This is a genomic window from Streptomyces sp. AB3(2024), from assembly GCF_041862025.1.
GTDB lineage: Bacteria > Actinomycetota > Actinomycetes > Streptomycetales > Streptomycetaceae > Streptomyces.
Genome location: NZ_JBGWAB010000093.1, coordinates 1 through 13,746, shown reverse-complemented (window position 1 = coordinate 13,746; position 13,746 = coordinate 1). Strand labels below are relative to the sequence as shown.

14 protein-coding genes are annotated in these 13,746 nt (G+C 72.3%); 11 read left to right on the top strand and 3 right to left on the bottom strand.

Annotated elements, in window-relative coordinates:
- The first annotated feature begins 98 nt into the window (after positions 1–98).
- The 4 genes from ACEPPI_RS28530 to ACEPPI_RS28515 all read left to right on the top strand — a co-directional run bounded on the left by ACEPPI_RS28530 (position 99) and on the right by ACEPPI_RS28515 (position 4,049).
- Positions 99–1,505: a DUF6421 family protein gene (locus ACEPPI_RS28530; protein ID WP_373918138.1), complete on the top strand. Its 1,407-nt coding sequence runs from the start codon at positions 99–101 to the stop codon at positions 1,503–1,505.
- A gap of 26 nt (positions 1,506–1,531) precedes the next feature.
- Positions 1,532–2,293, top strand: coding sequence for an SDR family NAD(P)-dependent oxidoreductase (locus ACEPPI_RS28525; RefSeq protein ID WP_373918137.1), 762 nt, complete (start codon positions 1,532–1,534; stop codon positions 2,291–2,293).
- Positions 2,272–3,366: a low specificity L-threonine aldolase gene (locus ACEPPI_RS28520; protein WP_373918136.1), complete on the top strand. Its 1,095-nt coding sequence runs from the start codon at positions 2,272–2,274 to the stop codon at positions 3,364–3,366. Before ACEPPI_RS28525 ends, ACEPPI_RS28520 begins: the two co-directional genes overlap by 22 nt.
- Before the next feature lie 83 nt (positions 3,367–3,449).
- The gene (locus ACEPPI_RS28515; RefSeq protein ID WP_373918161.1) at positions 3,450–4,049 is read left to right on the top strand and encodes a transglutaminase family protein; all 600 of its coding nucleotides are present in this window, start codon (positions 3,450–3,452) and stop codon (positions 4,047–4,049) included.
- Here ACEPPI_RS28515 and ACEPPI_RS28510 read toward each other — a convergent pair.
- Complete coding sequence (locus ACEPPI_RS28510) at positions 3,985–5,259, bottom strand: MFS transporter (RefSeq protein WP_373918135.1); 1,275 nt, start codon at positions 5,257–5,259, stop codon at positions 3,985–3,987. The two genes, ACEPPI_RS28515 and ACEPPI_RS28510, sit on opposite strands and share 65 nt — an antisense overlap.
- A gap of 211 nt (positions 5,260–5,470) precedes the next feature.
- On the bottom strand, positions 5,471–6,193 hold the full coding sequence (locus ACEPPI_RS28505) for a lysophospholipid acyltransferase family protein (protein WP_373918134.1): 723 nt from the start codon (positions 6,191–6,193) through the stop codon (positions 5,471–5,473).
- 216 nt (positions 6,194–6,409) lie between these two features.
- On the opposite strand from ACEPPI_RS28505, the gene ACEPPI_RS28500 reads away from it, so the two are divergent.
- The 6 genes from ACEPPI_RS28500 (at position 6,410) to ACEPPI_RS28475 (ending at position 11,125) form a co-directional block, all read left to right on the top strand.
- Entirely contained in the window at positions 6,410–6,757 is a 348-nt protein-coding gene (locus ACEPPI_RS28500) for a thioredoxin family protein (RefSeq protein WP_373918133.1), read from the top strand.
- Positions 6,758–6,855: 98 nt separating this feature from the next.
- Positions 6,856–6,936 carry a putative leader peptide gene (locus ACEPPI_RS28495; RefSeq protein WP_351032633.1) on the top strand — a complete coding sequence of 27 codons (81 nt, stop codon included), beginning with the start codon at positions 6,856–6,858 and terminating at the stop codon, positions 6,934–6,936.
- A 63-nt stretch (positions 6,937–6,999) separates the two neighbouring features.
- Positions 7,000–7,635 carry a flavin reductase family protein gene (locus ACEPPI_RS28490; protein WP_373918132.1) on the top strand — a complete coding sequence of 212 codons (636 nt, stop codon included), beginning with the start codon at positions 7,000–7,002 and terminating at the stop codon, positions 7,633–7,635.
- A gap of 202 nt (positions 7,636–7,837) precedes the next feature.
- Positions 7,838–8,623: an electron transfer flavoprotein subunit beta/FixA family protein gene (locus ACEPPI_RS28485; RefSeq protein ID WP_030232828.1), complete on the top strand. Its 786-nt coding sequence runs from the start codon at positions 7,838–7,840 to the stop codon at positions 8,621–8,623.
- Between the two features lie 58 nt (positions 8,624–8,681).
- A complete protein-coding gene (locus ACEPPI_RS28480) occupies positions 8,682–9,644 on the top strand; it encodes an electron transfer flavoprotein subunit alpha/FixB family protein (RefSeq protein WP_373918131.1) in 963 nt (320 codons plus the stop codon).
- Positions 9,645–9,826: 182 nt separating this feature from the next.
- Positions 9,827–11,125 carry an aldolase gene (locus tag ACEPPI_RS28475; protein WP_373918130.1) on the top strand — a complete coding sequence of 433 codons (1,299 nt, stop codon included), beginning with the start codon at positions 9,827–9,829 and terminating at the stop codon, positions 11,123–11,125.
- Positions 11,126–11,387: 262 nt separating this feature from the next.
- On the opposite strand, the gene ACEPPI_RS28470 is transcribed toward ACEPPI_RS28475, so the two are convergent.
- Positions 11,388–12,374, bottom strand: coding sequence for a LacI family DNA-binding transcriptional regulator (locus tag ACEPPI_RS28470; protein WP_373918160.1), 987 nt, complete (start codon positions 12,372–12,374; stop codon positions 11,388–11,390).
- 205 nt (positions 12,375–12,579) lie between these two features.
- Between ACEPPI_RS28470 and ACEPPI_RS28465 the strand changes: the two genes are divergently transcribed.
- Entirely contained in the window at positions 12,580–13,614 is a 1,035-nt protein-coding gene (locus tag ACEPPI_RS28465; protein ID WP_373918129.1) for an NUDIX domain-containing protein, read from the top strand.
- Positions 13,615–13,746: the final 132 nt, after the last annotated feature.

Here is a 13,746-nt window from a genome sequence, read left to right as displayed (position 1 = left end):
GGGGTCGGGCAGGATAATTTCCCGCCTTCCCTCTTGAGCGGGAGAGCCTTACATGCATACGCTGTCTTGACGTGAGGTTCTCCTGTGGAGGAAGTGACATGACGGAAACTCTTGTGCCGGGTGCCGGCGGTGCCGTGATAACCGCTGGGACGCGGGTGGTCGACCACCCTGCGTGGCCCGCGCTCAAGGCCGCCGTGGAGGAGATCCGCCCCTGGCAGTCCAAGGACGGTTCGATCGACTTCGAGGCGGCCGGCGCCCCCGCCCCGGTCGACGTCGAGGCCGCCGTGGAGCGGGCCGTCGACGCCGTTCAGACGCTGTCCCCGCTGCTGCCGCACGCCGCCGCGTACCATCGCGCGCTCGTCGCCGACCTGCGCAAGTGGGTCGCGGATGGTTTCAAGGTGCCGGACTTCCTGGACTCGCTGCTGGCCTTCCACCCGGCCGCCGAGCGCGCCGACGGGCTCCAGCACCTCGTCGTCTTCCCCATGTACACGCAGAACGGCAACCTCGACCGCAACTTCGAGGCCGTCGTCCTGAAGATGGTGTGGCCCGAGTGGCTCTCCGAGCTGGAGCGCACCCGGTACGACAACCCGCTGTTCCTCGGCATCACCTTCGAGGACTTCACCCCGGGCTACGACACCCACTCCGCCGTGCTCTTCCCGGAGACCATCGCCGTCCGCGAGGCCCCCGAGCGCTTCACCTGGGGCGGAATCTTCTGCGACCGCGAGGCCGCCCGCTACCGCAAGGTGACCGAGGCCGCCGTCGACATCCTCGGCATCGAGCTGCCCGAGGACATCGCGCGCATGGTCGAGGACCAGGAGCGCTGCGAGAAGGCCTTCGTCCTGTGGGACATGGTCCACGACCGCACGCACAGCCACGGCGACCTGCCGTTCGACCCCTTCATGATCAAGCAGCGCCAGCCGTTCTGGATGTACGGCCTGGAGGAGCTGCGCTGTGACCTCACCGCCTTCAAGGAGGCCGTGAAGCTGGAGTCCGAGGGCAACGAGCACGGCCGTGACGTCCAGTACGCCGTCCTCTTCGACCGGATGTTCCGCTTCCCGGTGTCGGGCGACCGCAACCGCAACTACGACGGTCTCGGCGGCCAGCTGCTCTTCGCGTACCTCCACAAGCACGACGTCGTGCGCTGGACGGACAACAAGCTGAAGATCGACTGGATGCGGGCCCCGCAGGTCACCAACCAGCTGTGCGCCGAGATCGAGGACCTCTACCGGGCAGGCATCGACCGCCCGAAGCTCGTCCACTGGTTCAAGGCGTACGAGCTCGTCTCCACCTACCTCGCCCCGCACCCGGGCTCCAAGTGGGCCAAGGGCCCCGACGCCCTCGACCTGACGCAGCCGCCGCGCAAGCTCGTCGACGACGTGCTCGCGGACGAGTTTCCGCTCAGCATGTTCTATGAGGCCCTCGCCAAGAAGCTCAAGGGTGTGATCGCCTCGACCAAGGGCATCACCGCCCTGAACGCCGCAACGGCCGAGCGGGCCGACGCGTGAGCACTCGCCCTCAGGAGGCTGAACGGATGAACGGCTCCGGGAACGGCAACGGCGCGCTCCGTGGAGCGGTGGTGGCGGTGGCCGGGGCCGCCGGCCCCGCCGGCCGCGCCACCCTGCTCCGCCTGGCCGAGGCGGGCGCCACCGTGGTCGCCGCCGACGCGGACGCGGCACGGCTCGCGGAGGCCGTCGACGCGGCCCGCTACGCCCACGGCGGTGCGACCGTCACCGGCGACACGGTCGACCTGCTCGACCTGGCGGCCACCAAGGCCTGGGCCGAGCGCACGGAGAAGGAGTTCGGCCGGATCGACGGCGTCGTCCACCTGGTCGGCGGCTGGCGCGGCAGCAAGACCTTCACCGACGTGGACCTCGCGGACTGGGACTTCCTGGAGAAGCTCCTCATCCGCACCGTCCAGCACACCTCGCTGGCCTTCCACGACGGCCTGCTGCGCAGCGACCGCGGACGCTACGTGCTGATCAGCCAGTCCGGCGCGCACAAGCCGGTCGCCAACAACGCCGCGTACAACGCGGGCAAGGCGGCCGCCGAGGCCTGGACCCTCGCCATGGCGGATTCCTTCCGCAAGGCCGGGGGGGAGGACGGCCCGAGCGCCGCGGCTGCGATCCTGGTCATCAAGGCACTGGTGCACGACGCGATGCGCGCCGAGCGTCCCAATGCGAAGTTCGCGGGCTTCACCGACGTCAAGGAGCTGGCCGAGGCCATCGCCGGCGTGTGGGAGCTGCCCGCCTCCGAAGTGAACGGACAGCGTCTGTGGCTCACCCCGCAACCGTGAGGACCGAGACCGGCAAGACCGACGCCCGGCGTCACCACGACCCGGCCGTGCGCGGATTCGCCAGCGACAACTACGCGGGCGTGCACCCCGAGGTGCTCGCCGCCGTCGCGCTCGCCAACGGTGGCCACCAGGTCTCCTACGGCGAGGACGAGTACACCGAACACCTGCAGAAGATCTTCCGCAGCCACTTCGGGCCGACCGCGCAGGCCTTCCCGGTCTTCAACGGCACGGGTGCCAACGTCACCGCCCTCCAGGCCATGACCGACCGCTGGGGCGCGGTGATCTGCGCCAAGAGCGCCCACATCAACGTGGACGAGGGCGGTGCGCCCGAGCGGATGGCGGGCATCAAGCTGCTCGCCGTACCGACGCCGGACGGCAAGCTCACTCCCGAGCTGATCGACCAGGAGGCCTGGGGCTTCGAGGACGAGCACCGTGCGATGCCGCAGGTCGTCTCGATCACCCAGAACACCGAGCTCGGCACCGTCTACACCCGCGACGAGATCAAGGCGATCTGCGAGCACGCGCACGGCCTCGGCATGAAGGTGCACCTCGACGGTGCCCGGATAGCCAACGCCGCGGCCTCGCTCGACCTGCCGATGCGGGCCTTCACCAACACCGTCGGGGTCGACGTGCTGTCCTACGGCGGCACGAAGAACGGCATGATGTTCGGCGAGGCCGTGGTGGTGCTGAACCCGGACGCGGTCCGGCAGATGAAGCACGTCCGCAAGATGTCGATGCAGCTCGCCTCCAAGATGCGCTTCGTCTCGGTGCAGCTCGAAGCGCTGCTCGCGAAGGACCTGTGGCTGCGCAACGCCCGCCACGCCAACGCGATGGCGCAGCGGCTCGCGGCCGGTGTCCGCGAGACCGACGGGGTGGAGATCCTCTACCCGGTGCAGGCCAACGCCGTCTTCGCGCGGCTGCCGCACGAGGTCACGCGCCGGCTCCAGCAGCGCTACCGCTTCTACTTCTGGGACGAGGCGGCCGGTGACGTCCGCTGGATGTGCGGCTTCGACACCCAGGAGGAGGACGTGGACGGCTTCCTCCAGGCCCTCAAGGAGGAGCTGGCCCGGTAGCCACCTCCCCTCAAACTGAATATATATGCCTCCGACCGCAAATCCATTGATCTGCGGTCGGAGGCATGCCTATGCTGCAGATCATGGAACTCATCCAGCAGAACCCGGATATTCACGCCTACTTGGCGTCCGACGAAGCCATCGACCACTGGCATCCCCTGGTGCAGGAAACCGCAGACGCCCTCTGGACCGCCACCGGCGATGCATATTCATACGCCGAAGCCGCCTTTGAATTCGTCCGCGACACGATCCCGCACTCCGCCGACTCCGGGGACGCACGGGTCTCCTGGCGCGCCTCCGACGTGCTGGCCACGCGCAACGGCATCTGTTACGCCAAATCCCACGCCCTCGTCGCCCTGCTGCGCGCCCAGGGGATCCCCGCGGCCCTCTGCTACCAGCTGCTCGCCGACGACGACGGTTCCCGTGCGGTGGTCCACGGCCTGGTGGCCCTGCGGCTGCCCGGCGCCGGACGCTGGGCCCGCGTCGACCCGCGCGGCAACAAGCCCGGTGTCGACGCCCGGTTCACCCTCGACCACGAGCGGCTCGCCTTCCCCGTACGCCCGGAACTCGGCGAGGTCGACCACCCCGAGCTCCACGCCGCCCCGCACCCCGCCGTGCTCAAGGCCCTCCAGGAGTCCGCCGACCGGCAGGAGCTGTGGCGGAAGCTGCCGGCCGCCCTGTAGCCGGGACCCGCGCCACCCGCCCGCGCGCCGACACCAGCAGGTGCAGCGCGGCGGCCGCGAGCTGCAGCACGGCGATCCCGAGCAGCAGCGTCCACGGAGGCGCGCCGGCGGCCAGCCCGACCAGGGCGGCACCCGTCGAGGCCGCCGTCACCTTCAGCCCCGCCCCCAGGGTGAACACCTGGGCCCGCACCGAACCCGGGGCGTGCTCCGAGCGGATCCGCAGCGTCGCCGTCAGCAGCGGCCCGTCGCACACCCCCGCCGCCGCGAACGCGGCCGCCGTCAGCGCGACCGACGGCGCGAACGCCGCCACCCCGAGGGCGGCCCCCGTCCCCGCCATGGCCCAGCGGGCCAGCCGTCCGGGCGCCACCGACGTCATCCGGCCCAGCGTCAGCGACCCGGCCAGCGCACCCACCGCGAAGGCCGTCATCAACACCCCGCCCGTGCCCGGCCTGCCGAGCCCGCGGGCCAGCAGCACCGAGGTGGTGGTCAGCGCTCCGACACCGACGAAGGCCAGCGTCGTCGCCGAGGTGATCGCCCGCAGTTCCCGGACCCGCCACAGCGTGGCCAGCCCCGCGCCCAGGCCGGCCCGGGGCGCCTTGCCCGGCGGGCCCGCGCCCCGGCCCTCGTAGGCCTCCTCATGCGGGCTCACGCCAGGGTCCCCGTACGGCAGGGACGCGGCCAGCGCCGCCGCCAGTGCCGCGGAGAGCGCCAGCACCCCCATCGCGGGCCCAGCCGATACCATCGCCCCGACCAGGCCGACCGCAGCCGGGGCCGTGACCGAGGCCGCGTTGTACGTGGAGGCGTCCCAGCCGTACGCCCGGTCGCGCCCCGGGCCCTCCGGGACCAGCCCCGCCACCAGGCTCGACAGCCCGCCCGTCACCACCGGCCCGCAGGAACCGCCCAGTACCGCCACCGCCAGCACCACCGGCACCGGGGCCCGGCCCAGCAGTGCCGCCAGCGCGGCCACGGCGGCCGTGAAACCGGCCAGCGCGCCCGCGTAGAACAGCCGGGGCCGTCGCGCCCGCGCCGCGGCGGCGCCCGCGAGCGGCGCGGCCAGCACGTGCGGGGCCATCCAGGCCGTCAGGACGAACGCCCCGTGTGCGGCGCTCCCCGTCCGCTCCAGGGCCAGCAGCACCACGCCCATGCCCATGCCCTCGGAGGCGAAGCGAGCGGCGAGTGCCGCTGCCAGATACCGCCCGAACCCGCCCACCGGCGAACCCCCTCCGCGTCCCGGTAACGTGCTGCGATCAGGACGTTACGCCGGACGGGTGGAGGGCGGAAGGATCCGCAGGGGGACCCGTCGCGGCGGAAGGATCCGCGGGGAGGCCCGTCGCGCTCGAACATCGACACGGGGAGTGACCCGGCCGACGGTGCGTGCGCGGCCGGAGCGCTCCGGTGGAGCGCCCCCGCAGGGGGGTGGGTCAGCCGGCTTCCTTGACCTGCGCCGCCGTCGGGGCCGTGCCGCCGAGGTGCGCGGGCAGCCACCAGGAGTCCTCGGGGCCCTTGGGCTTGGCCGGGTAGGCGGCCTGCGCGGCGTCCAGCAGCTCCTGCACGCGCTCGCGCAGGCGGCGCGTGATGGCCCCCGCGTACTGGTCGGCCGGGGCCTCCAGGGGCTCGCCGACGCGCATCGTCACCGGGATGTGGCTGCGCTTGAGGTCCTTGGGGCGGCCCTTGGTCCACAGCCGCTGGGTACCCCACAGCGCGACCGGGATCAGCGGGACACCGGCCTCCTGCGCCATGCGCGCGGCACCCGACTTGAAGCTCTTGAGGGTGAAGGACTGGGAGATCGTCGCCTCGGGGAACACCCCGATGATCTCGCCGGAGCGCAGCGAGTCCAGCGCGTGCTGGTACGCGTCCTCACCCTGCTTGCGGTCCACCGGGATGTGCTTCATCGCGCGCATCAGCGGGCCGGACACCTTGTGCCGGAACACCGACTCCTTGGCCATGAAGCGGACCAGACGCTTCTGCGGCCGCGCGGTCAGGCCCGCGAAGATGAAGTCGAGGTACCCGATGTGGTTCGACACCAGGACCGCCCCACCCTTGCGCGGGATGTTCTCGGTGCCCTTCATGTCGATGCGGATGTCCAGCGCACGGAAGAGGGTGTGCGCGGCGCCGATCACTGGGGGGTAGACGAGCTCAGCCATGGTGGGGAGACCCCGCTTTCTGCCTGGGGAGGTGCTCCCGGCCGGAAGTTACGGAAGCGTAGGTACGCGACCATGGGGATGGTGCCCCAAACACGGCGCGCTGGCCAGCCCAGACGCCCGTGCCCGGGGAGATTCTCGTCACGCGGGGAATGCGCGGCGCCGGACGGGTGCTGCGATCAGCGTACGTACATACGGACGGGGCGGACGGGAGCGGGCGTGCAGGGGCGCGAACAGGGTGGTCGGGGCGCGGGCGGGCAGGGCCCGCTGGGCGCCGCCGAACTGGGGCACGAGCCGGGGGAGCGGGCCAGTCTGGTCCAGTTCTCCAGCGCCTTCTGCCAGCCCTGCCGGGCCACCCGGCGGATCCTTTCCGAGGTCGCCGCCATGGTCGACGGGGTCGCGCACATCGAGATCGACGCCGAGCGCAACCTCCCCCTGGTGCGCGCCCTCGGCATCGAGAAGACCCCGACCGTGCTCGTCCTGGACTCCGCCGGGCGGATCGTCCGGCGTGCGGCGGGGATGCCGCGCAAGGCGGACGTGATCGCGGCCCTGGGGGCCGCGGTATGACGGGCGTGCCGGTCCGTGCGCCCGCACGCAGCGTGACGCGCCTGACATCTGACCGTTGCGGCTTGACTGTGTACACGTGAGATCGCCAGGCTGACGACATGCGGTATGAACTCCTGCTTTACGGGCGGGTCCACGTGGACCTCGTCCGCTACGCGAGCGCGCGCTGTCGGGATCACTGAACGCCCTCGGCCCCCGATCCCTCGACTGTGCCCGCGATCCCCGCGGCAGAAGGAAGTCTTCTCATGACGGCCCCGACGCTCCCGACGGCCTCGTACGCACCTTTCACCCCTGACGCCTCCACCGCATCCGACGTCACCGGCGGTACGGACCGGGCGGCCCCCGCCGGGGCCCTCGACGGGTCCCCCGACGGATCCCCCGGTCCCCGGGGCGGTACGGCCCGGCCCGGATCGCCGGAGCTGCTGCGTTCCGTCTTCCGCCGCCACGCCGCCGGTGTCGCCGTGATCACCGCGGAGTCCGGCGGCCGGCCCGCCGGATTCACCGCCACCTCGCTGAACTCCGTCTCGGCCGAACCGCCGCTGCTCTCGTTCACCACCGGCACCGGCTCCTCCAGCTGGCCCGCCGTACGGGACTGCGAGTACCTCGGCGTCCACATACTCGGCGAGCACCAGCAGGAGCTCGCCGGCCTCTTCGCGCGCAGTGGGGCGGACCGCTTCGGCCCCGGCACCGGCTGGGCCGCGGGGCCGCACGGTGTGCCGCTGCTCGACGGGGTGCTGGCCTGGCTGGTGTGCCGGGTGGTGGCCAGGGTGCCCGCCGGCGAGCATCGTGTGATCATCGCGGAGGCGGTGGCCGGGGACCCGGAGGGCGAGGGCCGGCCGCTGCTGTACCACCAGGGGCGCTTCAACGCGTTGCGCGACTGAATCGTCCCTGCTGGGGTGGGTTCGGGCGGCGTTGGCCAGATCACAGTTCGGTGGCCTTGCCTCTTGGGGGGACCCACTGTGTACTGACGAGTAACATTCCCTTCGGAGCGCGGGCCGCCCCGACCGGGATCCGCCCCACGAGGCGCCTATGCTGCCTGCACAAGGCGGTACCAGTAAAAGACGATGCGGTAGGAGAGTCGGCGTGAGCCTGAGGATCGTTGTCTGTGTGAAGTACGTGCCCGACGCCACCGGTGACCGGCACTTCGCCGATGACCTGACCGTGGACCGCGACGACGTCGACGGCCTGCTGTCGGAGCTCGACGAGTACGCCGTCGAGCAGGCGCTGCAGATCGCCGACGAGGCGGACGACGCCGAGATCACCGTTCTGACCGTGGGCCCCGAGGACGCCAAGGACGCGCTGCGCAAGGCGCTGTCGATGGGCGCCGACAAGGCCATCCACGTCGAGGACGACGACCTTCACGGCAGCGACGTCATGGGCACCTCGCTGGTGCTCGCCAAGGCGATCGAGAAGGCCGGCTACGACCTGGTCATCACCGGCATGGCGTCGACGGACGGCACCATGGGTGTCCTCCCGGCGATCCTGGCCGAGCGCCTGGGCGTCCCGCAGGTCACCCTGCTCTCCGAGGTCAAGGTCGAGGACGGCACCGTGACCGGCCGCCGCGACGGCGACTCCGCCAGCGAGCAGCTGGAGGCCTCCCTCCCCGCCGTCGTCTCCGTGACCGACCAGTCCGGCGAGGCCCGCTACCCGTCCTTCAAGGGCATCATGGCCGCCAAGAAGAAGCCGGTGGAGTCCTGGGACCTGGACGAGCTGGACATCGAGGCCGAAGAGGTCGGTCTCGAAGGCTCCTGGACCGCGGTCGACTCCGCGGCGCAGCGTCCGGCCCGCACCGCCGGCACGATCGTCAAGGACGAGGGCGAGGGCGGCAAGCAGCTGGCCGAGTTCCTGGCCGGCCAGAAGTTCATCTAAGAACTTCAGCCCCCCTCAGTAGCCCCCAGACACTTCGCAATCGCAGGAGAGCAGTCCCATGGCTGAAGTTCTCGTCTACGTCGACCACGCGGACGGCGCCGTCCGCAAGCCCACCCTCGAGCTGCTGACGCTGGCCCGCCGCATCGGCGAGCCCGTCGCCGTCGCCCTCGGCGCCGGTGCCGAGGCCACCGCCGCGGTGCTCGCCGAGCACGGTGCGGTCAAGGTCCTCACCGCCGACGCCCCCGAGTTCACCGAGTACCTCGTGGTACCGAAGGTGGACGCGCTCCAGGCCGCGTACGACGCCGTCTCCCCGGCCGCCGTGCTCGTCCCGTCCTCCGCCGAGGGCAAGGAGATCGCCGCCCGCCTCGCCGTGCGCATCGGCTCCGGCATCATCACGGACGCCGTCGACCTGGAGGCCGGTGACGAGGGTCCGGTCGCGACGCAGGCCGCCTTCGCCGCGTCGTTCACCACCAAGTCCCGCGTCTCCAAGGGCACCCCGGTCATCACCGTGAAGCCGAACTCGGCCCCGGTCGAGGCCGCTCCGGCAGCCGGCGCCGTCGAGGCGCTCGCCGTCACCTTCGGCGCCCTGGCCACCGGCACCAAGGTCACCGCGCGCACCCCGCGCGAGTCGACCGGCCGTCCGGAGCTGACCGAGGCCGCGATCGTCGTCTCCGGCGGCCGTGGCGTCAACGGCGCGGAGAACTTCCACATCATCGAGGACCTCGCGGACTCCCTCGGTGCGGCGGTCGGCGCCTCCCGCGCCGCCGTGGACGCCGGCTGGTACCCGCACTCCAACCAGGTCGGCCAGACCGGCAAGTCGGTCTCCCCGCAGCTGTACATCGCCTCCGGCATCTCGGGCGCGATCCAGCACCGGGCCGGCATGCAGACCTCGAAGACCATCGTGGCCATCAACAAGGACGCCGAGGCCCCGATCTTCGACCTGGTCGACTACGGCGTGGTCGGCGACCTCTTCGAGGTCGTCCCGCAGCTGACCGGCGAGATCAAGGCGCGCAAGGGCTAAACCCCGGGTCACTCGCTGACCTGCGCACTCTCCGCCTCCGGGGCCGTGTGGTGATTGTCACCGCACGGCCCCGAGTCGTTTGTCCAGGACGGCGGAGGCACCATTGACGGAGCGGAACCCCGTGGCTAAATTCTGCTATGCGGATCTAAGCTTCCGTGAAGCGGAAAAGAGGAGAGTGCACGATGGGTCAGCAGGAGAAGGTGGCGACGAGCCTCGCAGGCGCGGTCAGCGAGGGCATCAGCGCCTCCCTGGCGCCGGTGGACGCGGAACTCGCGCGTCACTACCCGGGCGACCCCGGCACCCGTCAGCCCATCCACACCGTCTACGTACCCGGTGACGTCTTCACCGCCGACACCATCCGCTCCTGGGGCGACCAGGCCCTGGCGGCCCTCGACGAGCACGCCCCCGACGCCGCCACCTTCGCCAAGGTGCTCGGCATCCCCGACGAACTGGCCGTCCCCGTCTACGACCGCGTCCGCGCCAAGCTCGCCTCCGAGCCCATCGAGGACCTCCGCGTGGACTTCGAGGACGGCTTCGGCGTCCGCTCCGACGAGGAGGAGGACCAGGCCGCGGCCCGCGCCGCCCGCCTCGTCTCCGAGGCCTTCGCCAACGGCACCAACGCCCCGTACATGGGCATCCGCATGAAGTGCATGGAGTCCAACGTCCGCGACCGCGGCATCCGCACCACGGACGTCTTCCTCTCCGGCCTCCTGGAGCACGGCGGCCTCCCCGAGGGCCTCGTGCTGACCCTCCCCAAGGTCACCTACGCCGAACAGGTCAGCGCCTTCGTCAAGCTGCTGGAGGCCTTCGAGGCCAGCCGCGGCCTGCGCCCCGGCCGGATCGGCTTCGAGATCCAGATCGAGACCAGCCAGTCCATCCTGGCCTCGGACGGCACCGCCACCGTCGCCCGGATGATCGAGGCCGCCAAGGGCCGCGCCACCGGTCTGCACTACGGCACCTTCGACTACAGCGCCTGCGTCGGCGTCTCCGCCGCGTACCAGGCCAGCGACCACCCGGCGGCCGACCACGCCAAGGCGATCATGCAGGTCGCGGCCGCCGGCACCGGCGTACGCGTCTCCGACGGCTCCACGAACGTCCTGCCGATCGGCACCACCGACAAGGTCCACGAGGCCTGGAAGCTCCACTACGGCCTCACCCGACGCGCCCTGGCCCGCGCCTACTACCAGGGCTGGGACATGCACCCGGGCCACCTCCCGACCCGCTACGCGGCGGTGTTCACGTTCTACCGCGAGGGCCTGGAAGCCGCGGCCGCGCGCCTCAAGGCGTACGTGGCCAAGATCGAGGGCGACGTGATGGACGAGCCCGCCACCGCGAAGGCCCTGGCCGGCTACCTGGTCCGCGGCCTGGACTGCGGCGCGGTCGGCGCCGACGAGGTCACCGCCCTGACGGGCCTGACCCGCGCCGAACTCGACGCCTTCGCCATCCCCCGCCGCTCGGCCACCCTGACGGCGACCGCCTGACCGTTCCCCGCCGACACCTGACCCGCAGCCCCGCCCGGACGCTTCCGGCCGGGGCTGCGGCGCGTTCGCGGCACTTCTGCCGACCAAGGATGAAATGACCGGCTCTGTCATGCCCATCTCGCCGTGCAGACCGGGAGAGGCCCCGGCCCGCCGGGCAGGGGCCTGGCGCCGGATCAAGGCGAGGCTGCTCCAGGAGGCGCCCGCACCGGCCGGCCGGGCGTTCCTGCCGGGGATCCCACGCCCTGGCGCCGCTGCTCGGAGCTCAGTAGAGCGGCGGGAGTTCGCCCGAGCCGCGGGGGATCAGGCGGGTGGGGAGTTCGATGCGGGACGGGGGCAAGGTGGCACCGGCCAGGCGCTGGAAGAGGCGGTCCGTGGCCACCCGGCCCAGGGCCGCCGCGTCCTGGGCCACCACGGTGACGCCCGGGCGCAGCAGGTCGGCCAGCTCGAAGTCGTCGAAGCCGACCAGCGCCACGGGGCGCGGGTGTTCGGCCAGGACGCGGACCACCGTCACGGTCACCCGGTTGTTGCCCGCGAAGACCGCCGTCACCGCATCGGGTCCCTCCAGCATCGACCGGGTCGCCGCCGTGACCCGGCCGGGGGCCGTCGCGCCGAGCGACACCCACGCGTCGGCCACCGGCAGGCCCGCCCCGCCCATGGCCTCGCGGTAGCCGCGCAGACGTTCCGTGGCGGTGTGGATGCGGGGGTCGTCGCCGATGAACCCGATCCGCCGGTGGCCGCCGACGATCAGGTGGGCCACCCCGTCCCGGGCGCCGCCGAAGCTGTCGGAGAGGACCACGTCCGCCTCGATCCGGCCGGCCGGACGGTCCACGAACACCGTGGCCACGCCCGCGCGGATCTCGGGCTCCAGGTAGCGGTGGTCCTCCCCGGCCGGGATCACGATCAGGCCGTCCACGCGGCGGGCGCACAGCGCGAGCGCCAACTCCTTCTCGCGGTCCGGGTCCTCGGCGCTGGAGCCGTTGATGAGCAGGGCGCCGTGCGCCCGGGCCACCTCCTCCACGGCCCGGTTGAGGGGCCCGTAGAAGGGGTCGGCGAGGTCCTCCAGGACCAGGCCCACGGTCGCGGTGCGGCCTTTGCGCAGCACGCGCGCGCTGTCGTTGCGGCGGAAGCCGAGGGCCTCGATGGCCTCCTGGACCCGCCGCTCGGTGTCGGGGGTGACCCCCGGCTCGCCGTTGACGACCCGTGAGACCGTCTTCAGTCCCACGCCCGCCCGGGCCGCCACGTCCTTCATGGTCGGCCGGTTGCCGTAGCGGGGCTCGGACGGCTGGCGGGTCTGCGGCACGGCGGGGGAACCTCCGGAGGTGACGGTGGCGGGGCTTCGATCCCGCCGCTGACCTTGAGGATAAGCACTCGGCCGGTGAGCGGGTTTCCGTGGCAGGGTGGTGCGGGCAAGCCTCAGGGGGCTTCGGAGACGAGCCATTGGGAGAGGGGTATACGTGATTGTCTGGATCAACGGCACGTTCGGTGCCGGGAAGACCAGCACGGCGCGCGAACTGGCCGGGCTCCTGCCCGACGGCACCCTGTACGACCCGGAGGTCGTGGGCGACGCGGTGCGTCGGCTCCTGCCGCACAAACGCCTGGCCGAGGTCTGCGACTACCAGGACCTGCCGAGCTGGCGGCGGCTCGTCGTGGACGCGGCCGCGGCGATGCTCGCGGAGCTGGGCGGGGTGCTGGTGGTGCCGATGACACTGCTGCGCCAGGAGTACCGCGACGAGATCTTCGGTGGCCTGGCCGCGCGCCGGATACCGGTGCGACACGTGCTCCTGGCTCCTGCGGAAACGATCCTGCGGGAGCGCATCGCACGGCGTCAGGAGGCGGAGCCCGAACCGGCGGACCCCCGGGACAAGACCTGGGCGTACGACCACATCCCGGTGTACCGGCAGGCGCTGGGCTGGCTCACCGCCGACGCGCACGTCATCGACAACGGTCCGCTGACGGTACGGGAGACCGCCGAGCGGATCGCCGAGGCCGTCCGCACCGACGCGGCGGGGATCTGCGACATCGTGCAGACCCCGGAGCCGACGCGGGAGACGGTGGCGGCGGGGGTGCTGCTCTTCGACGACCGGGACCGGGTGCTCCTGGTGGATCCGACGTACAAGCCGGGCTGGGAGTTCCCGGGCGGCGTGGTCGAGGCGGGCGAGGCACCGGCGTGCGCGGGCGTACGGGAGGTCGCGGAGGAGCTGGGCCTGACGCTGGACCGTGTCCCGGGGCTGCTCGTGGTCGACTGGGAGCCGCCCCGAGCACCTGCCTACGGGGGCCTGCGGCTGCTGTTCGACGGCGGCCGGCTGACGGAGGCTGACACGGCGCGCCTGCGGCTCCCCGGGCCGGAGCTGCGCGCCTGGCGGTTCGTCACCGAGACGGAGGCCGCCGGGCTGTTGCCCCCACAGCGCTACGAACGGCTGCGCTGGGCCCTGCGCGCCCGTGAGCGGGGCCACCCGCTGTACCTGGAGGCGGGCCGCCCGACACCCTGACACCGGGTCACGCCCCGCCACCCGGGCCGGGGGGGGGCGGGGGGGGGGGGGGGGGGGGGGGGGCGGGGGGGGGGGGGGGGGGGGGGGGGGGGGGGGGGGGGGGGGGGGGGGTTAAACAAATCCTCCCCGCCC

What these genes read in the sequence shown, in the direction of transcription:
- ACEPPI_RS28530 (WP_373918138.1), top strand. Translation starts at nt 99, where the DNA reads ATGACGGAAACTCTTGTGCCGGGTGCCGGCGGTGCCGTGATAACCGCT.
- ACEPPI_RS28525 (WP_373918137.1), top strand. Translation starts at nt 1,532, where the DNA reads ATGAACGGCTCCGGGAACGGCAACGGCGCGCTCCGTGGAGCGGTGGTG.
- ACEPPI_RS28515 (WP_373918161.1), top strand. Translation starts at nt 3,450, where the DNA reads ATGGAACTCATCCAGCAGAACCCGGATATTCACGCCTACTTGGCGTCC.
- ACEPPI_RS28505 (WP_373918134.1), bottom strand. Translation starts at nt 6,193, where the DNA reads ATGGCTGAGCTCGTCTACCCCCCAGTGATCGGCGCCGCGCACACCCTC.
- ACEPPI_RS28495 (WP_351032633.1), top strand. Translation starts at nt 6,856, where the DNA reads ATGCGGTATGAACTCCTGCTTTACGGGCGGGTCCACGTGGACCTCGTC.
- ACEPPI_RS28490 (WP_373918132.1), top strand. Translation starts at nt 7,000, where the DNA reads ATGACGGCCCCGACGCTCCCGACGGCCTCGTACGCACCTTTCACCCCT.
- ACEPPI_RS28480 (WP_373918131.1), top strand. Translation starts at nt 8,682, where the DNA reads ATGGCTGAAGTTCTCGTCTACGTCGACCACGCGGACGGCGCCGTCCGC.
- ACEPPI_RS28475 (WP_373918130.1), top strand. Translation starts at nt 9,827, where the DNA reads ATGGGTCAGCAGGAGAAGGTGGCGACGAGCCTCGCAGGCGCGGTCAGC.
- ACEPPI_RS28470 (WP_373918160.1), bottom strand. Translation starts at nt 12,374, where the DNA reads ATGAAGGACGTGGCGGCCCGGGCGGGCGTGGGACTGAAGACGGTCTCA.